Consider the following 23041-nt stretch of genomic DNA (forward strand, 5'->3'; position numbering starts at 1 on the left):
AAGCGCAAACGATAGGGCAAAAGCGGCGGATTTTCGGCCCTCGCGGGATTGTGAATATGGGCGTGTTGCGGCACACAGGCACGATCTTGAAAACCGGAAGGCAGGCTCATGAAACTCTCGTCGCGCGGCGCCGTCGAACCCTTCCACGCCATGGACGTGCTTGCCGAGGCGACGAAGCGGCGCGCGAGCGGTCGCCCGGTGATCTCCATGGCCGTCGGCCAGCCGGTGCATCCGGCGCCGGAAGCCGCGCGTGAAGCGGCCCGCCGGGCGCTCGATGTGGGGCGCATCGGCTATACGGATGCGCTCGGACTTCTGTCGCTCCGCCGCGCCATCTCGGATTTCTACAAGAGCCGTCACGGCGTTTCCGTCGATCCGGGCCGAATCGCCATCACCACGGGTTCTTCCGCCGGCTTCAACCTGGCCTTCCTGGCGCTCTTCGATGCCGGCGACCGTGTCGCCATCGCGCGTCCGGGCTATCCCGCCTATCGCAACATCCTGGCGGCGCTCGGCATCGAGACGGTGGAGATCGAGGTCGATGCGGACAATGGCTTCACGCTGACGCCCGAAGCCCTGCAAGCCCATGGCCGCATCGACGGCGTGCTGCTGGCAAGTCCGGCGAACCCGACCGGCACAGTGACCGGCCGCGCCAATCTGGCGGCGCTCTCCGCCTATTGCCGCGACAACGGCATCGCCTTCATCTCGGACGAGATCTATCACGGCCTCACCTTCGTCGGCGAAGAGGCGACGGCGCTGGAATTCGGCGACGAGGCGGTGATCATCAACTCGTTCTCGAAATATTATTGCATGACCGGCTGGCGCATCGGCTGGATGGTGCTGCCGGAGGCGCTGGTGCGCCCGGTCGAGCGCATTGCCCAGAGCCTCTACATCTCCGCGCCGGAACTCTCGCAGATCGCGGCGGAGGCAGCACTCGGCGCCGAGGCGGAGCTGAACGTCTATCGCGATGCCTATCGGGTGAACCGCGACTTCCTGGTCAAGCGCCTGCCGGAGCTCGGCTTCTCCATCGCCTCGCCGATGGACGGCGCCTTTTACGCCTATGTCGATGTCAGCCGCTTCACCAATGACAGCATGGCCTTTGCGCGGCGCATGCTGGCCGAGACCGATGTCGCGGCGACGCCCGGCATCGACTTCGACCCGAAGGACGGCCAGCACACGATGCGCTTCTCCTATGCCGGCTCCTTCGAGGAGATGAACGAGGCGGCCGATCGCCTCGCGCGTTGGCTGGCTTGAGGGCGAAAAACGATTCCGTTTCAGGGTCTTGCGACCAGGAGCGGACTCAATCTCGCAGCCAGGTGAATCGCTTTCTCAGACCCGGTTGATGGACACGCCGCCGTCGACGAGCATGGCCGTTCCGGTGGTGAAGCTGGAGGCGTCCGAGCACAGAAAGAGTGCGGCCCGCGCGATTTCCTCCGGCGCGGCAATGCGCTTGAAGGCGTTCAACCCCGCAATGAATTGACGCGCTTCCGGCGTATTCGCCACCTCGCGCCCCATCGGCGTATCCGTGGCACCGGGTAGCAGCGCGTTCACGCGAATTCCCTTGGTGCCATATTCGGAGGCGAGCACCTGCACGAGGCCGATCAGGCCCGACTTCGATGCCGCATAAGCTGCGAGCCCCGGAAAGCCCGCCGTGTAACCGACGAAGGTCGAGGTGAAGACGATGGTGCCGCCGCCGCGCGCTTCCATGGCCGGCAGCTGGTATTTGGCGGCCAGGAAGCCGCTGGTCAGGTTGACGCCGAGCACCTCTTGCCAGTCGGCCAGGGCGAGATCGGGCAGCGCCCCGACCGGCCCGGTGGTGCCGGCATTGTTGAAGGCGATGTCGAGGCTGCCGAATTCACGCTGCGCCGCATCGACCAGCGCCCGGTGATGGGTTTCTTCGCTGACGTCGCCGGCAATGGTGACGACCGCGCCGCCGCCGGAACGAATCTCGTCGGCGACCTCGTCCAGCCGATCGCGCCCGCGGGCCGATAGCACGAGCTTTGCGCCTTGCTGAGCGAAAAGAAGCGCGGCGGCGCGGCCGATGCCGGAGCTTGCGCCGGTGATGATGGCGACCTTGGCGGTAAGGCGGGTCATGGGTTTCTCCCTTGCTGGTTTCTGACGATCGCGGTGTCGCAGACCGGCGGGCAGGGAACCACCCGATTCCAGCGGGCAAGAAAAAGGCCCGGACGATGCCGGGCCTTCGGATTTCTTGAGGTAGGGCGCTTCTTAGAAGAAGCCGCGGCGCTGCCACCAGCCGCCCTTCTTGGGCTTGTCCGGATCGTCGTCCGGCGTGGTTTCCTTGGCCGTCGAAGACTTGACCACCGGTTCGGAGGCGATCTTCGAGAGGTCGCGGTTGGCGCGCACGGGCTTGGCCGGCTCTTCGAGATCGGCCGAGGCCACCTCGACTTCCGGTTCGACCGGAGCGACGTCCTCTTCGGCTGCCTTAGCCGGTGCGGCTTCTGGCTGCGCCTCGATTGCCGTGCGGGCAGCCTCGTCCGTGACGGCTTCGTCGGTTGCCTTGGCACGGCTGCGGCGGGCACGCTTCGGCTTGGCGGGCGCTTCTTCGGCGACAGCCTCGACGGGTGCTTCCTCGGCGACAACAGCCACTTCGGCCACGTCCACCTCGACGCTCGTCACTTCATCGGCTTCGTCCGCATCGCCATCGGCGTCGTCGGATTCGCCATCTTCGGCACCGGCTTCGACCGAACCATCCTCGGGACGATTACGGCGACCACCGCGCTTGCCGCGACGGCGGCGCTTGCGGCGCTGCTCGGAGGTTTCGCCGGCCTGGGCGTCCGCATCGGCGGCATCCACACCTTCGTCACCCTCGGCATCTTCGTCGTCGAGCACGTCTTCGTCGCCGGCCTGTTCACCGCCGAAGGAGGCGGTGTCGGTGCCTTCGCCATTTTCACGGCGACCGCGCCGGCGGCGGCGGCGCTTGCGCTTGCGGCCATCATCGGAAGCGGCGGCGGACGACGCGGTCGGGGCAGACGCCTGCGCGGCCGCGGCCGGGCGTGCTTCTTCCTCGTCTTCCTCGTCGATCTCCTCCTCGATCACGACATCGTCGTCTTCCGGCTCGGGCTCGAAATGCAGGATCTGCTCGATCTTGACCGGGTTCTCGACGGCTTCGCCGCGGTCGATCGCAAAATGCTGCGCGCCGACATGGGCGTCCGCCTCGATGATGATCTGCACGCCGAAGCGGTTTTCATAGTCGATGATCGTGCCGCGCTTGTGATTGAGCAGGTAGAGCGCGATGTCCGGCGTCGTGCGCACCGAGATGTTGTGCGTGGTGTTCTTGAGGAGATATTCCTCGATGCCGCGCAGCACATGCAGCGCCACCGACGACTGCGAGCGGATATGGCCCGTGCCGTTGCAGTGCGGGCAAGTCTGCATGGTCGATTCGAGAACGGACGCGCGGATGCGCTGGCGCGACATTTCGAGCAGGCCGAAATGCGAGATGCGGCCGACCTGGATGCGCGCGCGGTCGTTCTTGAGGTGGTCCTTGAGGCGCTTCTCGACGGAGCGGTTGTTGCGCTTCTCCTCCATGTCGATGAAGTCGATGACGACGAGGCCGGCAAGGTCGCGCAGGCGAAGCTGGCGCGCCACTTCCTCGGCGGCTTCCAGGTTCGTCTGGAGCGCGGTCTCCTCGATGGAGTGTTCGCGCGTCGAGCGGCCGGAGTTGACGTCGATCGAGACGAGCGCTTCGGTCTGGTTGATGATGATATAGCCGCCGGACTTCAGTGTCACCTGCGGCTGCAGCATACGGTCAAGCTGGGCTTCGATGCCCGAGCGTGAAAAAATCGGATGCACGTCGCGGTAAGGCTGGACGACCTTCGCGTGGCTCGGCATCAGCATCTTCATGAAGCCCTTGGCTTCCTTGTAGCCTTCCTCGCCGGCAACGACGATCTCGCTGATGTCCTTGTTGTAAAGGTCGCGGATCGAGCGCTTGATGAGCGAGCCTTCCTCGTAGACGAGGCAGGGGGCCGTCGAGGCGAGCGTCAGCGTGCGGACGTTCTCCCACAGGCGCATCAGATATTCGAAGTCGCGCTTGACCTCGACCTTGGTGCGGTTGGCACCGGCGGTGCGGAGGATAACGCCCATGCCCTGCGGAACTTCCAGGCTGCGGGCGATTTCCTTCAGGCGCTTGCGGTCCTGCAGGTTGGTGATCTTGCGGGAAATGCCGCCACCACGCGCGGTGTTCGGCATGAGAACCGAGTAGCGGCCGGCAAGCGACAGGTAGGTGGTGAGAGCAGCGCCCTTGTTGCCGCGTTCTTCCTTGGCGACCTGCACGAGCAGAATCTGGCGGCGCTTGATGACTTCCTGGATGCGGTACTGCTTGCGCGGCTTGCGCTGCACGCGGTCCGGAACCTCTTCCATCGCGTCTTCGGCGCCGACGGATTCAATGACTTCCTTTTCCTCGCCGGGATGACCGTCGTCATCATCGTCGTCGTCATCGCGACGGCGACGGCCGCGCTTGCGGTCGGAGGGCTCGGAGATTTCGTCGGCATCGACGGCCATGGCCATCGCGCCGCCGGGCGTCTCGTCATCGGTACTTTCCGTGGGCGCGGCGGCCTCGTCGGCTGCCGGCGCATCCTCGGTCTTTGCCTTGGCCTTGCGGGTGCGGCGCGGCTTTTTCGGCTTTTCGGCCGGAGCTTCTTCAAGAGCGGCGACAGCCTCGACGACCTCGGCTTCGGCGACAACCTCGACCGGAGCGGCTTCGACGACGGTTTCGGTCTCGGTGGTTTCAGCCTCGGTGGTTTCCGTTTCCGAATCATCGGAAAGGTACGTTCCGGTCTCGACCTGTTCGATGTCGTCGTCGCGACGGTGCTCTTCGGCCTCGGCCCTGAGCAGGGCCTGGCGATCAGCAAGCGGGATCTGGTAATAATCCGGGTGGATTTCGGCGAAGGCCAGGAAGCCGTGGCGGTTGCCGCCGTAATCGACGAAGGCCGCCTGCAACGACGGTTCTACCCGCGTGACCTTGGCAAGGTAGATATTGCCGCGGATCTGCTTCTTGTGTTCGGATTCGAAGTCGAATTCTTCTATGCGGTTTCCGCGTACGACAACGACGCGCGTCTCCTCAGCGTGAGACGCGTCGATAAGCATTTTCTCTGCCATGTAAATTGTGCTCCTCGGCGCATGCGCGATCCTGGCGGCGAACCGTTCCCTGAAAGGGAGGTGCCGGGAGAGGAGAGGGCTGCGCCGAATATGTAAGTTCCCGTCAGGCCCCGGTGAGGGGTTAGCGGACGGAGGGAGGTCGGTACGCGAGCGTCCCGGTGCCTGTTACCCTCTGAGAAAATCCGCTGTGACAACATCAACGTCCAACGAGAATGCCAGTGCCATAGACCTTGAAAGGTCCGATGAAGTTGCCCTTGGGTAAGGGCTTTTGGTGGAAATCCACCTTGACTGTTCCGGCCACCGCCGGCTTACGCGATCTTATCGGCCGGGAAAAAGTGGGTATGACGGCGGATGAAGGCCCGGTTCGGCGCCAAGTCCCGAAGGAGTGGCTGCCTGCTCAAGGCGATTCTATCCCGTCTGATCTTTTTCCCTGACTTTGCTTTTATGGCGGATATGTCACAATGGCAAGGGAAAAGCCAAAAGCGTCATAATCTTGATGGATTTGCGGTGATCTTGGCCCCTTCGTCCGCCGGTCTCTCGGCGCGCCAAGCTTTCGTTAACCATAAGAGGGCATCTATGGGCCTTGTCCTGCACCGCATCGCGCGGTCTCCACGCGTTTGAGGGCTGTCCGGGTGATGCTACGCGTCTTGACTGAACATTCGTTCCGCTTTTTTGCCGGCCTGATCGCCGTCTTTCTCTGTGCCGCGATCGTCACGCCGGCGCTTGCCGTTTCCGCTTCGGCCGCGCCGCTGCTCGCCTTTGCCGCGCGCATAGCCGGCGATGATGCACGCACCCGCCTCGTCATCGATTTCGACCGCAAGCCGGAATTCAAGGTTCATTACGTCTCCAATCCCTACCGCGTGCTGATCGACCTGCCGGAAACCGATTTCGGCATCAAGGCGGAGGAACTGGAGGCGCGCGGCATCTTTTCCGACATCCGCTACGGCACCATGGCCGCCGGCCGTTCGCGCATCGTGCTGACCGCCTCGCGGCCGATCGGCGTCGTGCTGGCCGAGGTGCAGGAAGAGCAGGGGGCGGCAAGCTACCGGCTGGTCGTCGACACGGCGATCGTCACCGACCAGGTCTTCCAGGCGAATATGGAAAAGCAGAGCTGGCAGGAGGCGTCCGCAACCGCGTCCAGCGAGCAGGCGCCCGTCATGCTGCCCGGCAGCAAGGCGGAAGGGCCATTCGTGATCGCGGTCGACGCCGGACATGGCGGCATCGACAATGGTGCGCGCGGCGGCGTCACCAAGACGGAGGAGAAGCACGTCACGCTCGCCTTCGCCCGCGAACTTGCCGAGGCGCTGAACAAGCTCCCGGGCACCCGCGCGATCCTGACGCGCGACAAGGACGAGTTCCTCTCGCTTTCGCAGCGTGTGCAGCTTGCCCGCGGCGAGGGGGCGAACCTGCTGATCTCCATACATGCCGATACGCTGCGTCAGAAGGATATCCGCGGCGCGACGGTCTATACGATCTCCGACAAGGCCTCCGACAGCCTGGCCGCAAGCCTCGCCGAGCGCGAAAACCTCTCGGACCAGATCGCCGGCATCTCCTTCGTCGACGAACCGGCCGAGGTCGCCGATATCCTGCTCGACCTGACGCGGCGCGAGACGCAGGCCTTCTCCATCAATCTCGCCCAGAGCATCGTCGGCAATTTCAAGAACGAGGTGCTGCTGATCAACAATCCGCACCGCCATGCCGGCTTCCGCGTGCTGACCGCGCCGGACGTGCCGTCGATCCTGCTGGAACTCGGTTTCATGTCGAACAAGGATGACGAAAAGCTGCTCGTCGATCCGGTTTGGCAGAAGAAGGTCGCGGGCCTCGTCGCCAAGGCCGTGGAGGAGTACCGCACGACTGTCGTCGCCAATGGCGGTTAAGCTTTTCGCGCGATGCCGCAGGCGCGCGGGCGGGGAACGTGTTAGTGTTCCTGTGCCGGAAAAGTGACAGAGGCCGCCATTGTGCGGTGGCGAAGCCGGGATGCATGCTGTAAGCCCTATTTTCCTCACATTCCGATCGCTAGACGGGAGCGAGAAAATGGGGGCGACTCGTCTTCGACTGGAAGACTGAGCGGCGCAAGGCCGGGCAGCGGGTCTGCCCGATGAAATTTAAGACATAAGGCATCGGTAACTGGCTCATGATCAGACTGATTGGATATTTCTTCGGGATTGGCGCCGTCTTCTTCCTCGGCCTGGCGGCCGTGGTCGCGCTCTATCTCGGAAGTGTCACCAAGGATCTTCCCGATTATGAGGTGTTGAACAGCTATGCGCCGCCGGTGACGACGCGCATGCATGCCGGCAACGGCGCGCTGATGGCCGAATATGCCCGCGAACGCCGCCTCTACCTGCCGATCCAGGCCATCCCGGATCGCGTGAAGGCGGCCTTCCTGTCGGCCGAAGACAAGAACTTCTACCAGCATCCCGGCGTCGACGTGACGGGCCTGTTCCGCGCGATCGTCGTCAACGTCCAGAACATGGGCTCGGGCCGCCGCCCGGTGGGCGCCTCGACGATCACCCAGCAGGTCGCCAAGAACTTCCTGCTTTCCTCCGACCAGACGATCGACCGCAAGGTCAAGGAAGCGATCCTCTCCTTCCGCATCGAGCAGGCCTATTCGAAGGACCGCATCCTCGAACTCTACCTGAACGAGATCTTCTTCGGCCTGAATTCCTACGGCATCGCCGGCGCGGCACTCACCTATTTCGACAAGTCGGTAACCGAGCTGACAATCGCCGAGACCGCCTATCTCGCGGCCCTGCCGAAGGGTCCGTCGAACTACCATCCCTTCCGCCGCACCGAAGCCGCCATCGAGCGCCGCAACTGGGTCATCGACCGCATGGTCGAGAACGGCTACGTCACCCAGAGCGACGGCGCGGAAGCCAAGGCTCAGCCGCTCGGCGTGACGCCGCGCCATCGCGGTTCCTATCTCTTCGCCTCTGAATATTTCTCGGAAGAGGTCCGCCGCCAGATCATTGAGCGCTACGGCGACAATGCGCTGTACGAGGGTGGTCTTTCGGTGCGCACCTCGCTCGATCCACGCATCCAGGTCGCGGCCCGCAAGGCTTTGCAGCATGGCCTTTTGACCTATGACGAACGCCGCGGCTTCCACGGCCCGATCAAGACGATCGAGATCGGCGGGGACTGGGGCATCGAGCTTGCCAAGGTGGACGCCTTTGCCGATGTGCCGGAATGGAAGCTGGCCGTCGTGCTGGCCGTCGATGACGGCGGCGCCGATATCGGCCTCCAGCCGAGCAAGGACGCTTCCGGCAAGGTCGTCGAGGAGCGCGTGACCGGCCGGATCGAGGCCGACAACATGAAATGGGCCTATCGTTCGGCCAAGGGCGACCGCAAGACGGCGAAATCGCCGGCCGGCGTCTTCACGGTGGGCGACGTGGTCTATGTCGAACCGACGGAAGGCGGCGGCTATCGCCTACGCCAGCCGCCGAAGGTGCAGGGCGGCCTCGTCGCCATGGACCCGCATACCGGCCGCGTGCTCGCCATGGTCGGCGGCTTCTCCTATGCGCAGTCGGAATTCAACCGCGCGACGCAGGCGATGCGCCAGCCGGGTTCGTCCTTCAAGCCCTTCGTCTACGCGGCGGCGCTCGACAACGGCTATACGCCCGCCTCCGTCATCATGGACGCGCCGATCGAGATCGTCGCCGGCGGTCAGGTCTGGCGCCCGCAGAACTACGGTGGCGGTTCTGCCGGCCCCTCGACGCTGCGCCTCGGCATCGAGCGCTCGCGCAACCTAATGACCGTGCGGCTCGCCAACGACATGGGCATGAACCTCGTGGCCGAATATGCCGAGCGCTTCGGCATCTATGACAAGATGTATCCGGTGCTCTCCATGTCGCTCGGCTCCGGCGAGACGACCGTGCTGCGCATGGTCTCGGCCTATTCCGTGCTCGCCAACGGCGGCAAGCAGATCAAGCCCTCGCTGATCGACCGTATCCAGGACCGCTACGGCAAGACGATCTTCCGCCACGAAGAGCGCACCTGCGAGAACTGCAACGCCAACGACTGGGAGAAGCAGGACGAGCCGACGCTGGTCGACAATCGCGAGCAGGTGCTCGACCCGATGACCGCCTACCAGATCACCTCGATGATGGAAGGCGTCGTCACGCGCGGCACCGCCGCCGGCAAGATCAAGCTCGATCGCCCGACCGCCGGCAAGACCGGCACGACAAACGACGAGAAGGACGCCTGGTTCGTCGGCTACACGCCGGACCTCGTGGCCGGCCTCTATATCGGCTTCGACAACCCCGCACCGCTCGGCCGCGGCGCCACCGGCGGCTCGCTTTCGGCGCCGATCTTCAACGAATTCATGACCGCAGCCCTCGAAGGCACGCGCCCGACGAAGTTCATCGTGCCGGAAGGCATGCAGTTCATCGCGGTCAACCGCAAGACCGGCATGCAGGCCTCCGAAGGCCAGCCGGACACCATCATGGAAGCCTTCAAGCCCGGCACCGGCCCGGCCGACGTCTTCTCGGTCATCGGCGGCGAGGAATTCGCGAGCCCCGAAGAGATCCTGAAGAACTCGCCGCAGGCCAACCAGGCGGTGACCGGCGGCAGCGGCGGCCTGTTTTGATCCACGGCTGATCCCTTTGCGAGGGCGGGCGCGGGGCTTTACATCCGCGCCCGCCCTCTCTATTTCACGGCCACCGAATTAGCATCGAAGAAGAAGGCGGACATGCGCGCGGAAATCGAGAACGTCGTCGACGAAATCAAGCAGGCCATAAGCCTGCTGAGGAGGCATCTTTGACTGGGATCAGGCGGTAAGACGACTGGACTGGTTGAACAACAAAGCAGAGGACCCCAACCTCTGGAACGATGCCCAGGAAGCCCAGAAGCTGATGCGCGAGCGCCAGCAGCTGGACGAAGGCATCAATGCCGTGAAGCTCATCGAGCAGCAGCTCAAGGACAATATCGAACTCATCGAGCTCGGTGAGGAAGAGGGCGACGCGGCGATCGTCAAGGAAGCCGAAGACACGCTCAAGGCTGTCCGCAACGAGGCCGCGCGCAAGCAGGTCGAAGCCATGCTCTCCGGCGAGGCCGACGGCAACGACACCTATCTCGAAGTGCATTCCGGCGCCGGCGGCACGGAAAGCCAGGACTGGGCGAACATGCTCTTGCGCATGTACACGCGCTGGGCCGAGCGTTCGGGCTACAAGGTGGAGCTGCTGGAAGTCCATGACGGTGAAGAGGCGGGCATCAAGTCCGCGACGCTGCTCGTCAAGGGCCACAATGCCTATGGCTGGCTGAAGACTGAATCGGGCGTGCACCGCCTGGTCCGCATCTCGCCCTATGACAGCAATGCGCGCCGCCACACCTCGTTCTCGTCGATCTGGGTCTATCCGGTCATCGACGACTCGATCGTCATCGAGATCAACGAGAGCGACTGCCGCATCGACACCTATCGCTCGTCGGGCGCCGGCGGCCAGCACGTCAACACGACCGATTCGGCCGTGCGCATCACGCACATCCCGACCGGCATCGTGGTGGCCTGCCAGCAGGAGCGCTCGCAGCACAAGAACCGCGCCAAGGCGTGGGACATGCTGCGCGCCCGCATGTACGAGGCCGAGCTGAAGAAGCGCGAAGAGGCCGCCAACGCCGAAGCCGCCTCCAAGTCGGATATCGGCTGGGGCCACCAGATCCGCTCCTACGTGCTGCAGCCCTACCAGCTGGTCAAGGACCTGCGCACCGGCGTCGAAAGCACGGCGCCTTCGGACGTGCTCGACGGCGAACTCAACGAGTTCATGGAGGCGGCCCTTGCCCACCGCGTGAACGGCGGCGCCGATGCGGTCGTGGACGACCTGAACTAAGCACTTCAGAAAATGAGATAAGAACGGGCGCCTCGGCGCCCGTTTTTTGGTCGCCTAAACCACCCACCGTCATCCTCGGGCTTGACCCGAGGATCCACATCACAAATTCAGGGTGTGCCATGGGGCGTGGATCCTCGGGTCAAGCCCGAGGATGACGGTGGGGAGGAGAGGTCACCATCACAATAAGCCGGTGCCTCGGCGCCCGTTTTCAGTTGGTGGCCCGCTCGATCTTGATGTCGCCGAGATCGTCGATCAGCACCGTCCAGCTTTCCGGCTCGGCGGCCTTCGGGTCAGTCTTCAGGTAGACGGTGGCGAAGAGGCCCGGCTGGGTGGTGATCCCTGTCGAATTTTCCGGCCTTATGTCCGTCACATAGGGTTTCATCGCGGAAAACTCCTCCAGCACCGTCGAGGACGCGATCTTCGGGCCGGCCGCGGTCGCCTCGATCTGCTGGAGATGGACCTCGGCCGTGCCGTCCGGCTGGCGCACGGCGATCAGCTTGTAATAGCCGCGGCGCATCTCGGCCAGTTTGGCCGCATCGGCGGTGTCCTGCTTGGCAGCGTCCTCTTCCGTATCCTCCGCAGGCTCTTCCCAGAAACCGGTGCTGACAACGAAGGTGATGGTTTCCGCGACCGGCGGTTCGCCTTCCGCCCAGGCAGGCGCTCCGGCGAGAAACAGCAGGGTGAGGGCGGTGGCAAGTGCGTGCCGCGTCATGGCAAAACTCCTGTCCCGAAGCTGGGTAACAGTGTCAATAATCGAACTGTTCGGCAAGAATCCGGTCGGACCAGGAATGATCCGGATCGGACAGAATGCGTGCGGAAAGGCCGGCCGATTCGGCGATGCGCACCGAAGTCACCGATTTCACCTCGGTATTGTCGGCCACCGCATTGACCGGCCGCTTCTCCGCCTCCAGCACCTGGATGTCGACCGTTACCTTGTTGGGCAGCAGCGCACCGCGCCAGCGGCGGGGCCGGAAAGGGCTGACGGGCGTGAGCGCCAGCAGCGGCGCCTCCAGCGGCAGGATGGGACCATGGGCGGAAAGGTTGTAGGCCGTCGAGCCGGCCGGCGTCGCCAGCAGCAGCCCGTCGCAGATCAACTCCTCCAGCCGCACCCGCCCGTCGACGCTGACCCGCAGCTTCGCCGCCTGGTAGGATTGGCGAAACAGGTAGACCTCGTTGATCGCCAGCGCCCGGCGCTCAAGACCGCTCGCGTCGTTGGTGATCATTTCCAGCGGCCGGAAGGCGTTTTCCGCCGCACCCTCGATACGGTCGAGCAGATCCTTCGGGTCGTAGCGGTTCATCAGGAAGCCGATGGAGCCGCGGTTCATGCCGTAGACCCGCTTGCCGGTGTTCATCGTCGTGTGCAGCGTCTGCAGCATGAAGCCGTCGCCGCCGAGCGCCACGATGACATCGGACTCCTCCGGGTCGGCATTGCCATAGATCGACACCAGCTCATCGCGCGCTTCCTGCGCTTCGGGCGCCTGCGAGGCGACGAAGGAGAGGGAATTGAAATTACGCGCCATGCCGCCTATCCGCATCCTTTAGAGAAGCCTTGAGCGCGCCAGGCGCGCAGGGCCGGTCTTTGTCGCATGCCTTTACGGCATGCGCATCTGAAAAATATGACAGTGTCGCTGTAACGGGCGTGGCCGTCAGGCCTTGGGCGCTCCGGCCCGCGCTTCCATCGCCTTGAGCGTGGCCTGGCCGGCGGCAGCCGCCAGCATCGGATTGGCGAACGGACCCTTGACCGGATAGGTGACGCCGCGGAAGGTGAGCGTGAAGAAGTACTTTCCGTCGATGCGCTTTTCGACCGTCACCTTCGAAATCGCGTCCTTACCTGCCGCCACGTCCATACCTCCGCAAAATGCTTCTGCGCCGCTGCCAACCTTGGGGCGGCACCGGCCTTGTCATGAACGCCTATAGGCCAGTCCGCCCGGCGCGGCAAGAAACCCCGTAAAGCGTCAGCCGAATGCCGCTTGAACCTTGGGGTTCGGGTGATTCTGGAGCCGCAGGGCGGCAAAGGGATTTGGGCCTTTATACAGGATGTCGATTTGCGAATAGGTGATGTTGTCGAAGTAGATCAGCTCCTTCACCCAACTGCCGTTGGATATGTCATCTTCCTTGAAGGAACTGGCGCCCGGTTGCTTCAGGAATGAGAAGACGAAGCAATGGGTTGCGCTGTTGCGGTATTTCTCTTCCTCGAAGAAAAGCAGGGTGAAGGCTTCGCTCGGGCAAAACGTCTGCTGGACCGGATTGAGATATATGCCGTTCTTGGCCGCCGGTCCTCTCCGGTCCTTCTTCGGCGTGGCATTGATCTTGCCGGCCGTATCGATGCCGGTATGCCCTTCCTGCGATGTAACATGAATGTAGATCGGCTTCCCGTTCCAGCTCCCCGTATTCAGCCGGGCATCCAGAAGCGTATCCTTCCCTCCCGTCGACCTCCAATTGCCCATCGCGCTCTCCTTTGCGTGGCCTCACACGGATTTCTAGGTGAGGATGGAGCACGTGCATAGCGGTGTTCGACGACAACCTTCAATCATAGTTTCGTCTTTACGTTGCGGGGATCAGGTCGGTGGCGCGCAGCATATCCAGCGGCGCAAAGGCGTGCTGATCGTTCTGGGGGTGCCGGATTAGACGACGAAGGGAAGCAATCCCGAAGAGAGATAAAGGGAAAGGGGAATGGCCAGCGCCCGCCATCCGTCGAGTTCGTCGGGATCGTATTTTTCCCTGGTGTCCCGCTGCCATGTCACGCCGCGCTTGACGACCTTGGCCGGGACGCCGGCAATGACCGTTCCGCTTTCGAGGAATGGCTTGGCGACGAAGGACTTGGCGCCCACGACGTTATCCTCGGCGATCTTCGCGCCCTTGCTGACCAGCACGCCGACGCCCAGCCAGACGTGATCACCGATCTCGATGGGCTGCGATGGGTTGAGGCGCTCGCCGGTTTCGCGGCAAATCAGGGCATGGGCATCGGTCGTGCGGATTTCGACGTTACGCGAGAACAGGCATGCGCGGCCTATTCGGACATATTGCTCCTCATGACAGAGAATATATGTGTCGCGTGCAACCGTACCGTTGCCGATATCGATCGACTTGCCGGTGCCTGTGATCGTCATGTCGCCGCCAATCGCCACCTTGTTGCCGATTGTGATCCGATTGTCTTGGCCGCGCATGGTGATGTGGTCGTTCAGGTCGACATCCTGCCCAATCGTGATGCGGTGGTTGCGACCCTTGAGGCGGATCGAGCCGCGCACACGCGACCCGGCGCCGATCGTGATCACATGGCCTTCGCCCGCGATGATCAGCTTGCTTTTAAGGGTCGCTGTTTCGGCAATCTCAAGCGTGACGCCCTCGGGCGGCATTGTCACTTTAGCGGGAGTTGGAACCCGCACAGGCGAGGCGGGCGTCACAACCTTGCGTGACCTGAAAAACTGAAACATCGCCCCTCCGTCCAGAGAAGGAGAGCCTAGACAATTTAAAGGTGCTTTGGAAGGGGAGCCGCTTTCGGCATCGTGGCGGCATCCTTTGAAGAGGCCGTCAATCCGAAACCTTGAATGCCAGACTTTGCGCCATCTTACGCCCGCGCCCGGCGTCATCCAGACGGGCGAGCGCCGCAGCTACCAAATCCGCGCCCTTCGGAGGCACCCACCAAACGTCCCCGGTTGCGAATTGCTGGCCGAGAAGCACTCCGTTCGCAGAGAAGACAGCGGGATAGATAAAACCTCCCGTGGTGCCATCGAGCCCACCGACGTGCTCGCCGGTGTCGGCGGAATAGAATTCGATCCTGTTCCCTTCGCCCCCGAAGAACCTGCTTCCGTCGGGTGAATAGGACGTCGAGAACATGATTGCCGGCACGCGCTCTCCGACGAGTTTGCCAGTCTCTGTGTTGAGAAGGACGCGGCTATAAATGCTGTCCGTGTAGTGCTGGGCAACAATTCTGTTCGCATCGTCCCGAAACCTAAAATCCCCCAGCTGTTCCTGGCCTCCGGTGGGCAGTTGGCCATATGACACCAATGTGCCCGAATGCAGATCGATCTTGCCGAAGATCATGACCATCGGCTCTTTGCCGTCTATCCTGGTGGTATTGAAGGTACAGAGGAAGGCAATGGCGGAAACGCGAAGGTCGACATTTGCGTCGGCCGCATAGCAGCCATTTTGCGAGAGAGCAGGGTTGCCGGCGAATATGTCCTTAAAAGCAAAACTCTTGAGTTGCTGTCCGGTCTCCATATTCCAGATCTGTACCGCAGACTGATACGCAAAATCCTTCAGATGAGAGGAGAGGGCGACCAGCGTTCGGCTGTCCGGGCCGAAGTGCAGCGACGCGAGCTGGTTGTCCGGATCGCCAACCCCCGGCAGCGTGATCGTTCGCAGAGTGACTCCCGAAAGGGCGTCCACAACGATCACCTGACCGGGGCTGACATGGGCCACTATGCGTTGGCCATCCGGGGAGAGCGACGCGTTGAAGTCCGGACTGTTCTGATTGATAGACGCGAGATCGGCAATCTTGATACCCTTGCCCGTATCCCAGAGCGACAGGGTGCGCACCTCACCCCATGCGCTGCCCACGACACGGTTTGTGATCGGGGAATAGCCGCTTGGGGTCCATCCCCCTTCGGTTGGTCCCAATCGGTAGCTCGTCGAACGCGTCGCGGCCACCAGAGCGAGATGCGCTTTGGCAAACCTTGTTTCCGCATCGGCGGGGAGTGGGAGCGGCAGGCCCTTGAGAGCCTCGGAGATCGCGCCTGGCACGTCGCCGGAGGAGAGCAGGCGGTGGGATTCGCCGGCGTGCTTGTCGGACAGGGTCACCGCTTGCTCTTCCGTCAGTCCGCCGTTCAACATGATCTCGGCCGTCAAAGAAGATTTGATCCAGGGCGTCTGTGACCAATCCGTCGCTTCCCCAACACTCTTGGAGACCTCGCTCAGCGCCCGTTGGACGGAATAACCGGGCTTGCCGACCGAGGCCACAAATGCCTCGGTGAACGGGCTCATGCTGCCGGTGCCGTCGGTAGCGATTGCGTTGGGAGAGGTCGAGTAGGCGACAAAAATCCCCTTTGCCTGCTGGCGGGCCTGGGTGTCGTTCGAGGTCACTTTCTTCAGACCGCGCTCGAGGCTACGCCCGGTGGAGACAGACAGTCCCTCTGCGTCTTCCGGCGCGAACGGGTTGTTGCGGCAGGCATCAAGAAACACCATGACAGATGCCGCGTTCTCTTTCACGGCGTCGATGACATCGTCGATATAGACATAAGCGTCCGAAAGCGTGCCGTCCGCGGCCGCATCGGTCGCGATCATGTAGTTGCGGTCGTCGACTTGGATGCCGTGACCGGAATAGTAGATGATGGCGATAGCGTCCTCAGAGATTGCCGTTTTCGCACGCGCGATGCAGTCCCGCATGACGTTTCCCGTTCCGTCCGCCAATGCGAAGATGGAAAAACCGAGCTTGTGAAGTGCCGAGACGACACCGTTTGCGTCGTTGCCGGGGTTTCTGAGTGCCGGTATCCCGCCTATATAGGCCGAATTGCCGATCACGAGCGCAACACGCTTTGGCTCTACGTCCACGGAGGCAGGAATTTCCGTGCAGGTGTCGGCGACGAGCACCGGAAGATCGGCCGCCGCACTGGCACTTGGCCATGAGAGAAGGACAAGGAAGAGGAAGCCAATTGAACTGACAAGGCCGCTCTTCGCCATTACCTGCACTCCTCCGGGTTCGTTTGCCGCCATTGGTACGCTGCGATGCACCGCCGCCGTTTGGCCATCGGGACGCTGAGCATGCCGAGGCCGAGGGCCTCTTTTTGGATAAGATTTGAGGAACGGCTCACAGGTTACGCTGTGCTTTGGCGTATGCTCCAGACCTTCGCAGTCAACCAGTCCGGGTCAATCCGCGATGATCGATCTGACTTCACGATAATGCGTTCCTTTTGCGCGGCAAGCTCACTATTTGAGGTAGTGTCTACCTCAGGAGGCTCTGTTTTCGCGCAACGGCTTGGGCAACACGTGCAGCAGATTACCGACGATCATCAATCGCGGGTTCATCACGAGTGCCGCAAAGCGAAAAGGTTTTCACGCCGGTTCAACGGCTAAGTGCTTGGAGAATAAGTGGTGCCCCCACCAGGACTCGAACCCGGGACCCCCTGATTACAAATCAGGTGCTCTACCAACTGAGCTATAAGGGCACTCTGCGAGGGAGTTAGCATATTTTCCGCGGCTGTAAAGCAAAAAGGCCAGGGTCAGATCGACCAGTTGCTGTCGGTGGCGGCTCTTGGCACGATTTCCTGGCAGCGCAGCATGGAGCGCGGCAGGTTTTCCGCGAGGTGGTCGATGAGCGCGCGCACGGCCGGCAGCATGCCGTGGCGGGAGGTGAAGACGGCGTGCACGGTCGATTCGGCGCTCGACCACTCCGGCAGCACCGGCGTCAGCACGCCGCTGCGAAAACCGCGCTCCACCAGCATGTCCGGCAGCATGCCGAGACCGACGCCCTCGATCGTCGCGCGCTCCAGAACGCTGAAATCCGAGCAGAGCAGCACCGGCGAATGGGAGATGTCGCGCACGTCGCCGTTGGCATGAATGAGCGTCCAGATGGCGCGCGGGGAGTTTTCCTGCATGGACAGCGTCGGCACGCGGGCGATCGTGTCGAAATCGATCGGTCCGTGGCGCTCCAGGAACCGCGGACTGGCCGCGAGATAGCGCCGCGTGCCACCGAAGCGTCGCACCACCAGCGACTGGTCGGTGTCGTAGCCGTCGCGCACGCGTAACGCGATGTCGATGCGCTCCTCGATGAGATCGACCGGGCGGCCGGTGGTGAGTATGGAGAGGCGCACCTGCGGATAACGCTTCATGAAGCTCGGCAGCACGTCGGCGACCATCGGCGCGAAGCCCGGCGGCATCGACAAGCGCACGGTGCCGGCCGGCTCCGCCTTGGCGACGGCGACGACGGCCTCGGCCGCCTCGACGCCGGACAGCACCGCCTCGCAGCGCTCGTAGAAAGATTGGCCGACATCGGTGATGCTGAGCTTGCGGGTGGAGCGTTCGATGAGGCGCACGCCGAGCTGCTCCTCAAGGGCCGCGATGCGCTTGCTGATCTTCGACTTCGGCACGGAGAGCGCATTCGCCGCCGCGGTAAAGCCCTTGTGCCGCACGACGGCGGCGTAGAGCGCGAGGTCGTTCAGGTCCTGCATGGTGCCATCTCCAATGATTGCGCCTATTATTGTTTCCTATTTGAAACGGTCAATTGGATTTTTGCCGTCTAATCACGCGATTGTTTTCAGAACATATGTTTTGCACCCAAACCGAACAAAGGTGCTGAACCATGAACGTCCTCCATATCGACTCCGGCATTCTCGGAGATCATTCCGTATCCCGCCGCCTGACCGCTGCCGTCGCAGCCCAGATCAAGGCCGAGCAGTCGGATGCCGCCATCACCTATCGCGACCTCGTCGCCAGCCCGCTGCCGCATCTTTCCGGCGCCCACCTGATGGCCGCCAACGCCAAGCCGGAAGATGTCGACGCCCAGATCGCCGCTGACGTTGCCGAGAGTGCCGCCGTGCTCGAAGAATTCCTCGCCGCCGACACGATCGTCCTCGGCGTGCCGATGTACAACTTCTCCCTGCCGAGCCAGCTCAAGGCCTGGATCGATCGCATCGCCGTCTCAGGAAAGACCTTCAGCTACAGCGCAGAGGGTCCGAAGGGCCTTGCCGGGGGCAAGAAAGTGATCATCGTCTCCACGCGTGGTGGACACTACAGCGCCGGCCCGGCGGCCGTGATGGACCATCAGGAAAGCTACCTGAAGACTGTGCTCGGCTTCCTCGGCGTCACCGATATCGAGATCGTCCGCGCGGAAGGCCTGAACCTCAGCCCCGATTCGAAGATCGAAGCGATTTCCGAAGCCGAACGCACGATTTCCGGCGGCGTCAAGCTGCGGCTCGTCGGCTAAGCGTCACGCTTCCCCATACAAAAGGCCCGCCGGTGAAGACCGGCGGGCCTTTTTTGCGTGTCGGATGATCGCTTAGCTGAGGAGGTGGCGCTGCGTGGCGTAGAGCGCGATCGCTGCCGCGTTCGAGACGTTGAGCGATTTGATCGCGCCGGGCATATCGAGGCGGGCGAGTATCTTGCAGGTGGCGCGCGTCTTCTGGCGCAGTCCCTTGCCCTCCGAGCCCATGACCAGCGCGATGCGCTCGCCGGACAATGCGCCTTCAAGCGGTTCCGGTCCTTCCGAATCGAGGCCGATCGTCAGGAAGCCGAGTTTGTGCAACTCTTCCAGCGCATCGGCCAGGTTGGTGACCTGGATATAGGGAATAAGTTCCAGCGCGCCCGACGCCGTCTTGGCCAGTACGCCCGATTCGGTCGGCGAATGGCGCTGCGTCGTGATGACGGCGCCGGCATCGAAGGCGACGGCGGAGCGCATGATGGCGCCGACATTGTGCGGGTCTGTCACCTGGTCGAGCACCAGCAGCAGCGGGCTGTCCTTCAGCGCCTCCAGCCGGCGGGCGGGCAGCGGCCGCGTTTCCAGCATCACGCCTTGGTGGATGGCTTCCGGGCCGAGCACCTTGTCGAGATCGGAAGGAAGCACGGTCTCGACCGGGTAGGGCAGGGTGGAGAAATCCGGCAGCTCCAGCCGCTGGGCGGCGTTCAGGCTCACCGAAAGCTTGATGATCTTCCGCTCGGGATTGTCGAGGGCGGCGCGCACCGTGTGCAGGCCGTAGAGATGGACCTGGTCGGGGGCGAGCGCCGGTGCCTTCCAGCCGTCGGCGGGCTTGCGGCGGCGGTCGTCCTTCGGCGTCGGGATTTCGCCGCGCTCGCGCCGCTGGTCGCGGTGCGCCCGGCGCAGATTGGCGTAATGGGTGTCTTTCGCGGACTTGCCGCCGGTATCGTCTTTGCTCATGCGGTCTTATAGGCTGGGGAGGGACGGCGCGCAAATGGCGCAGCCCGGACGCAGCCTGGGGACGATGCGATTTTTCGTAATTTTTTCCGTGACGTCGTGTTGACAGGATGAATTGCGCCCGTCATATACCCCGCCAGATCGAAGGCACCGCCGCGAGGCACTGCCCGCCGGTCGAACTGGTCGCTTGATCCCGACGGAATATGGAGGGATGCCCGAGTGGTTAAAGGGGACGGACTGTAAATCCGTTGGCTCAGCCTACGTTGGTTCAAATCCAACTCCCTCCACCATTCTGTCAGATGGATCAAGACCCCCGCGGGTATAGCTCAATGGTAGAGCAGCAGCCTTCCAAGCTGAATACGCGGGTTCGATTCCCGCTACCCGCTCCAATATTTTCCCGTCTTTTATAATGTTTGCTCGCGGACTCGATGCCTACCCGCGCTCCAGGTAGATCTGGCATTTCTGGTTGTTGGCCTTGCCGGTGATGGTGTTTCCGTCGATCTGGACGACATAGTCGTAGGTATCCGACCGCGCGGTGACGAGGGCGTAGGAATTCGGGCCGTCCTCCGTCGCCATCGGGCTGATCTGCGCCTCGTCCGTGCCCCTGGCGGCGCCGCTATAGGCCCATTTGCCCTTGCCGACCCGGCCGAACTGCTCGTCGACGGAAAAGGTGATGGTGAACTGGCGCCGGCCGCAGGAGACGTTGCCGAGCCAGGTGCCGATCAGGTCGCTCTTGCCGGCCGAAGTCTGCTTCTCCGTGGTCTCGTTGCGCAGTTTGGAAATCTCGCTTTCGAGTTCCCGGATGATGGCGTGCAACCGGTTGATTTCCTTCTGCGCGTCTTCCTGGCCTGACCGCGGGCCTGTCGGCCCACTCGCATCGAAATCCTGCGCAAGGATCGGCGTTGTCGCGATCATCGCCAAAAGGCCGATGATGCGACAGGCGCTGTGGGGAGGCGCTCTTTTCAAGGCGGAAAGCAAATGGGCTTGCATGGCGACCTCCCAGGCTGAGTGCGCGGCTTCTGCCTAGAGAAACCAGTCTGGGTCCACATCGTTCATGTCGATGCCTTTCAGCGTTACGGTGCCGCCGCCCGAGAGTTCCAGCACCGCAAAGCCGTTTTTGTCTTCGCTGACCTTAAAAGTCTGCTCGCGCAGGTCGATCAAATCCGTTCCGTCTTTGAAATCACGGATCACGTCATTGCCTTCCTTCTTGCCGAACACAAAGGTGTCGACGCCCGCGCCGCCGGATAGCTCATCGTTGCCCTGACCGCCCCTGAGAGCGTCATCGCCGCTTCCGCCCGACAGGGTGTCGGCTCCCTTGTCGCCGAACAGTTTGTCGTTTCCGGCATTGCCTGAGACAACATCTTTGCCTGCTCCGCCCTCGACCTTGTCCCTGCCAGCGCCGCCGGCCAGCTTGTCGTTGCCGTCATCGCCCCTGAGTTTGTCATGGCCCTTGCCGCCGTCGATGATGTCGTTTCCACCTTTACCCTTCAAGACATCGTCGCCGTCCAGGCCTCGGATGGTATCGTTATTTTCGCCGCCCTTCAGGTCGTCGGCTTCCTCTGTGCCTTTAATATTTTTGCCTTTGGCTCTGACAACTTCGAGAGTTTCGCCCCAGATCATCGCCATTATGTCCTCCCGCTGATTGGAAAATAAGCGATCGACTTTAGCGCGCGCTATGCAGGGGCGTACCTGAGCAAGGGGATATTTGCCGCATCCGTTCGGCGTAGTCGCTGTAACGCTGGGTAGGTCGCTGCGCGGATCGCAGGCGGGAGGCGACCGCGGAGCGAATCGGACCCGCGTCGCATCGGACGGGGAACGGGCATGCGGCCTAAGGCCCTGCCTTGAAAAAGCGATTCAGCGTCACGATCTAACGGCTATCCGGCTCACCCAAGCCCGTTTCCGGCAGATTTTCCCGTGCATTTAGCGCTTGCGCATTCGTTGCGAAAGCCTTAAACGCCTGCCAAACCGGACGGGCCGGTTAGCCCAACTTTCGTTCAGTAGGAAATAAAGAGATGGCAAAGAGCAAGTTTGAGCGCAACAAGCCTCACGTAAACATCGGCACGATCGGCCACGTCGACCATGGCAAGACGTCGCTGACGGCCGCGATCACGAAGTATTTCGGCGAATACAAGGCGTATGACCAGATCGACGCCGCTCCGGAAGAAAAGGCTCGTGGCATCACCATCTCGACGGCACACGTCGAATACGAGACGCCGGCCCGCCACTACGCCCACGTCGACTGCCCCGGCCACGCCGACTACGTCAAGAACATGATCACCGGTGCTGCCCAGATGGACGGCGCGATCCTGGTCTGCTCGGCTGCTGACGGCCCGATGCCGCAGACCCGCGAGCACATCCTGCTCGCCCGCCAGGTCGGCGTTCCGGCAATCGTCGTGTTCCTCAACAAGGTCGACCAGGTCGACGACGCCGAACTCCTCGAGCTCGTCGAGCTTGAAGTGCGCGAACTGCTGTCGTCCTACGACTTCCCGGGCGACGACATTCCGATCGTCAAGGGTTCGGCTCTGGCCGCTCTCGAAGATTCCGACAAGAAGATCGGTGAAGACGCGATCCGCGAGCTGATGGCCGCTGTCGACGCCTACATCCCGACGCCTGAGCGTCCGATCGACCAGCCGTTCCTGATGCCGATCGAAGACGTGTTCTCGATCTCGGGCCGCGGTACGGTTGTGACGGGTCGCGTCGAGCGCGGCATCGTCAAGGTCGGTGAAGAAGTCGAGATCGTCGGCATCCGCCCGACCTCGAAGACCACCGTTACCGGCGTTGAAATGTTCCGCAAGCTGCTCGACCAGGGCCAGGCCGGCGACAACATCGGTGCTCTCGTTCGCGGTGTGAACCGTGACGGCGTCGAGCGTGGTCAGATCCTGTGCAAGCCGGGTTCGGTCAAGCCGCACAAGAAGTTCATGGCTGAAGCCTACATCCTGACGAAGGAAGAAGGCGGCCGTCATACGCCGTTCTTCACGAACTACCGTCCGCAGTTCTACTTCCGCACGACGGACGTGACGGGCATCGTTTCGCTGCCGGAAGGCACGGAAATGGTCATGCCGGGCGACAACGTCACGGTTGCCGTCGAGCTGATCGTTCCGATCGCGATGGAAGAAAAGCTGCGCTTCGCGATCCGCGAAGGCGGCCGCACCGTCGGCGCCGGCATCGTTGCTTCGATCGTCGAGTAAGCTTTAGGTCTTTGACCTGATTGATAGCCCCGCGGGAAACCGCGGGGCTTTTTCTTTTGCAT

Annotated in this window: 18 protein-coding genes and 3 tRNA genes; 8 read left to right on the forward strand and 13 right to left on the reverse strand. The window is 62.7% G+C overall.

What is annotated here, in order from left to right; all coding sequences use genetic code 11:
- Window positions 1-108 precede the first annotated feature (108 nt).
- Window positions 109-1248 (forward strand): pyridoxal phosphate-dependent aminotransferase, encoded by a 1140-nt coding sequence (locus AC1Q6Z_RS24925; protein ID WP_492649661.1) that lies wholly within the window; start codon window positions 109-111, stop codon window positions 1246-1248.
- A gap of 75 nt (window positions 1249-1323) precedes the next feature.
- Here the strand turns inward: AC1Q6Z_RS24925 and AC1Q6Z_RS24930 are convergent, their stop codons facing one another.
- Window positions 1324-2088 (reverse strand): SDR family oxidoreductase, encoded by a 765-nt coding sequence (locus AC1Q6Z_RS24930; protein WP_492649662.1) that lies wholly within the window; start codon window positions 2086-2088, stop codon window positions 1324-1326.
- A gap of 132 nt (window positions 2089-2220) precedes the next feature.
- On the reverse strand, window positions 2221-5109 hold the full coding sequence (locus AC1Q6Z_RS24935) for an Rne/Rng family ribonuclease (protein WP_492649663.1): 2889 nt from the start codon (window positions 5107-5109) through the stop codon (window positions 2221-2223).
- A 635-nt stretch (window positions 5110-5744) separates the two neighbouring features.
- On the opposite strand from AC1Q6Z_RS24935, the gene AC1Q6Z_RS24940 reads away from it, so the two are divergent.
- From AC1Q6Z_RS24940 to prfB, 3 genes are all read left to right on the forward strand, one after another.
- Window positions 5745-6986 carry an N-acetylmuramoyl-L-alanine amidase gene (locus AC1Q6Z_RS24940; protein ID WP_492649664.1) on the forward strand — a complete coding sequence of 414 codons (1242 nt, stop codon included), beginning with the start codon at window positions 5745-5747 and terminating at the stop codon, window positions 6984-6986.
- Between the two features lie 257 nt (window positions 6987-7243).
- Window positions 7244-9691 carry a penicillin-binding protein 1A gene (locus AC1Q6Z_RS24945; protein ID WP_435265359.1) on the forward strand — a complete coding sequence of 816 codons (2448 nt, stop codon included), beginning with the start codon at window positions 7244-7246 and terminating at the stop codon, window positions 9689-9691.
- Between the two features lie 102 nt (window positions 9692-9793).
- Window positions 9794-10925 (forward strand): peptide chain release factor 2 gene (prfB, locus tag AC1Q6Z_RS24950; RefSeq protein WP_256119064.1). Its coding sequence is split into 2 segments (ribosomal slippage): window positions 9794-9862 and window positions 9864-10925, totalling 1131 coding nucleotides; the frame shifts between segments, so codons are not numbered across the junction.
- 208 nt (window positions 10926-11133) lie between these two features.
- Here the strand turns inward: prfB and AC1Q6Z_RS24955 are convergent.
- The 8 genes from AC1Q6Z_RS24955 to AC1Q6Z_RS24990 form a co-directional block, all read right to left on the reverse strand.
- Entirely contained in the window at window positions 11134-11637 is a 504-nt protein-coding gene (locus AC1Q6Z_RS24955; RefSeq protein WP_492649665.1) for a hypothetical protein, read from the reverse strand.
- A 34-nt stretch (window positions 11638-11671) separates the two neighbouring features.
- Window positions 11672-12445, reverse strand: coding sequence for an NAD kinase (locus tag AC1Q6Z_RS24960; protein ID WP_492649666.1), 774 nt, complete (start codon window positions 12443-12445; stop codon window positions 11672-11674).
- A 126-nt stretch (window positions 12446-12571) separates the two neighbouring features.
- A complete protein-coding gene (locus tag AC1Q6Z_RS24965; protein WP_439617109.1) occupies window positions 12572-12766 on the reverse strand; it encodes a hypothetical protein in 195 nt (64 codons plus the stop codon).
- 114 nt (window positions 12767-12880) lie between these two features.
- Window positions 12881-13372, reverse strand: coding sequence for a hypothetical protein (locus tag AC1Q6Z_RS24970; protein WP_492649667.1), 492 nt, complete (start codon window positions 13370-13372; stop codon window positions 12881-12883).
- A 177-nt stretch (window positions 13373-13549) separates the two neighbouring features.
- Window positions 13550-14515 (reverse strand): hypothetical protein, encoded by a 966-nt coding sequence (locus tag AC1Q6Z_RS24975; RefSeq protein WP_492649668.1) that lies wholly within the window; start codon window positions 14513-14515, stop codon window positions 13550-13552.
- Window positions 14457-16604: a caspase family protein gene (locus AC1Q6Z_RS24980; RefSeq protein WP_492649669.1), complete on the reverse strand. Its 2148-nt coding sequence runs from the start codon at window positions 16602-16604 to the stop codon at window positions 14457-14459. The genes AC1Q6Z_RS24975 and AC1Q6Z_RS24980 overlap by 59 nt, the downstream gene beginning before the upstream one ends.
- Before the next feature lie 409 nt (window positions 16605-17013).
- Window positions 17014-17089 (reverse strand) — tRNA-Thr (locus AC1Q6Z_RS24985).
- A 54-nt stretch (window positions 17090-17143) separates the two neighbouring features.
- The gene (locus tag AC1Q6Z_RS24990; protein WP_492649670.1) at window positions 17144-18091 is read right to left on the reverse strand and encodes a LysR family transcriptional regulator; all 948 of its coding nucleotides are present in this window, start codon (window positions 18089-18091) and stop codon (window positions 17144-17146) included.
- Between the two features lie 131 nt (window positions 18092-18222).
- Here AC1Q6Z_RS24990 and AC1Q6Z_RS24995 point away from each other — a divergent pair, with 131 nt between their 5' ends.
- Complete coding sequence (locus AC1Q6Z_RS24995) at window positions 18223-18846, forward strand: FMN-dependent NADH-azoreductase (RefSeq protein ID WP_492649671.1); 624 nt, start codon at window positions 18223-18225, stop codon at window positions 18844-18846.
- 72 nt (window positions 18847-18918) lie between these two features.
- On the opposite strand, the gene rlmB is transcribed toward AC1Q6Z_RS24995, so the two are convergent.
- On the reverse strand, window positions 18919-19794 hold the full coding sequence (gene rlmB, locus AC1Q6Z_RS25000) for a 23S rRNA (guanosine(2251)-2'-O)-methyltransferase RlmB (protein ID WP_492649672.1): 876 nt from the start codon (window positions 19792-19794) through the stop codon (window positions 18919-18921).
- A gap of 202 nt (window positions 19795-19996) precedes the next feature.
- On the opposite strand from rlmB, the gene AC1Q6Z_RS25005 reads away from it, so the two are divergent.
- Window positions 19997-20081 (forward strand) — tRNA-Tyr (locus tag AC1Q6Z_RS25005).
- A gap of 25 nt (window positions 20082-20106) precedes the next feature.
- A tRNA-Gly gene (locus tag AC1Q6Z_RS25010) sits at window positions 20107-20180 on the forward strand.
- A gap of 43 nt (window positions 20181-20223) precedes the next feature.
- Here AC1Q6Z_RS25010 and AC1Q6Z_RS25015 read toward each other — a convergent pair.
- Both AC1Q6Z_RS25015 and AC1Q6Z_RS25020 read right to left on the reverse strand, forming a co-directional pair.
- Window positions 20224-20781 carry a hypothetical protein gene (locus AC1Q6Z_RS25015; RefSeq protein ID WP_492649673.1) on the reverse strand — a complete coding sequence of 186 codons (558 nt, stop codon included), beginning with the start codon at window positions 20779-20781 and terminating at the stop codon, window positions 20224-20226.
- Between the two features lie 33 nt (window positions 20782-20814).
- A complete protein-coding gene (locus tag AC1Q6Z_RS25020; protein WP_492649674.1) occupies window positions 20815-21417 on the reverse strand; it encodes a calcium-binding protein in 603 nt (200 codons plus the stop codon).
- Between the two features lie 386 nt (window positions 21418-21803).
- On the opposite strand from AC1Q6Z_RS25020, the gene tuf reads away from it, so the two are divergent.
- Window positions 21804-22979, forward strand: a complete 1176-nt coding sequence (gene tuf / locus AC1Q6Z_RS25025) for an elongation factor Tu (RefSeq protein WP_435265371.1) — start codon at window positions 21804-21806, stop codon at window positions 22977-22979.
- The last annotated feature ends 62 nt before the right edge of the window (window positions 22980-23041 follow it).

This window comes from Shinella sp. GW835-FHT14H05, assembly GCF_058793575.1.

Excerpts from the sequence above, each read along its gene's own strand:
- AC1Q6Z_RS24970 (WP_492649667.1), bottom strand. The coding sequence starts at position 13,372 with ATGGGCAATTGGAGGTCGACGGGAGGGAAGGATACGCTTCTGGATGCC.
- AC1Q6Z_RS24975 (WP_492649668.1), bottom strand. The coding sequence starts at position 14,515 with ATGACGCCGGGCGCGGGCGTAAGATGGCGCAAAGTCTGGCATTCAAGG.
- AC1Q6Z_RS24990 (WP_492649670.1), bottom strand. The coding sequence starts at position 18,091 with ATGCAGGACCTGAACGACCTCGCGCTCTACGCCGCCGTCGTGCGGCAC.
- AC1Q6Z_RS24995 (WP_492649671.1), top strand. The coding sequence starts at position 18,223 with ATGAACGTCCTCCATATCGACTCCGGCATTCTCGGAGATCATTCCGTA.
- AC1Q6Z_RS24935 (WP_492649663.1), bottom strand. The coding sequence starts at position 5,109 with ATGGCAGAGAAAATGCTTATCGACGCGTCTCACGCTGAGGAGACGCGC.
- AC1Q6Z_RS24930 (WP_492649662.1), bottom strand. The coding sequence starts at position 2,088 with ATGACCCGCCTTACCGCCAAGGTCGCCATCATCACCGGCGCAAGCTCC.
- tuf (WP_435265371.1), top strand. The coding sequence starts at position 21,804 with ATGGCAAAGAGCAAGTTTGAGCGCAACAAGCCTCACGTAAACATCGGC.
- AC1Q6Z_RS24945 (WP_435265359.1), top strand. The coding sequence starts at position 7,244 with ATGATCAGACTGATTGGATATTTCTTCGGGATTGGCGCCGTCTTCTTC.
- AC1Q6Z_RS24955 (WP_492649665.1), bottom strand. The coding sequence starts at position 11,637 with ATGACGCGGCACGCACTTGCCACCGCCCTCACCCTGCTGTTTCTCGCC.
- AC1Q6Z_RS24925 (WP_492649661.1), top strand. The coding sequence starts at position 109 with ATGAAACTCTCGTCGCGCGGCGCCGTCGAACCCTTCCACGCCATGGAC.
- rlmB (WP_492649672.1), bottom strand. The coding sequence starts at position 19,794 with ATGAGCAAAGACGATACCGGCGGCAAGTCCGCGAAAGACACCCATTAC.
- AC1Q6Z_RS25020 (WP_492649674.1), bottom strand. The coding sequence starts at position 21,417 with ATGGCGATGATCTGGGGCGAAACTCTCGAAGTTGTCAGAGCCAAAGGC.
- AC1Q6Z_RS25015 (WP_492649673.1), bottom strand. The coding sequence starts at position 20,781 with ATGCAAGCCCATTTGCTTTCCGCCTTGAAAAGAGCGCCTCCCCACAGC.
- AC1Q6Z_RS24980 (WP_492649669.1), bottom strand. The coding sequence starts at position 16,604 with ATGGCGAAGAGCGGCCTTGTCAGTTCAATTGGCTTCCTCTTCCTTGTC.
- AC1Q6Z_RS24940 (WP_492649664.1), top strand. The coding sequence starts at position 5,745 with ATGCTACGCGTCTTGACTGAACATTCGTTCCGCTTTTTTGCCGGCCTG.
- AC1Q6Z_RS24960 (WP_492649666.1), bottom strand. The coding sequence starts at position 12,445 with ATGGCGCGTAATTTCAATTCCCTCTCCTTCGTCGCCTCGCAGGCGCCC.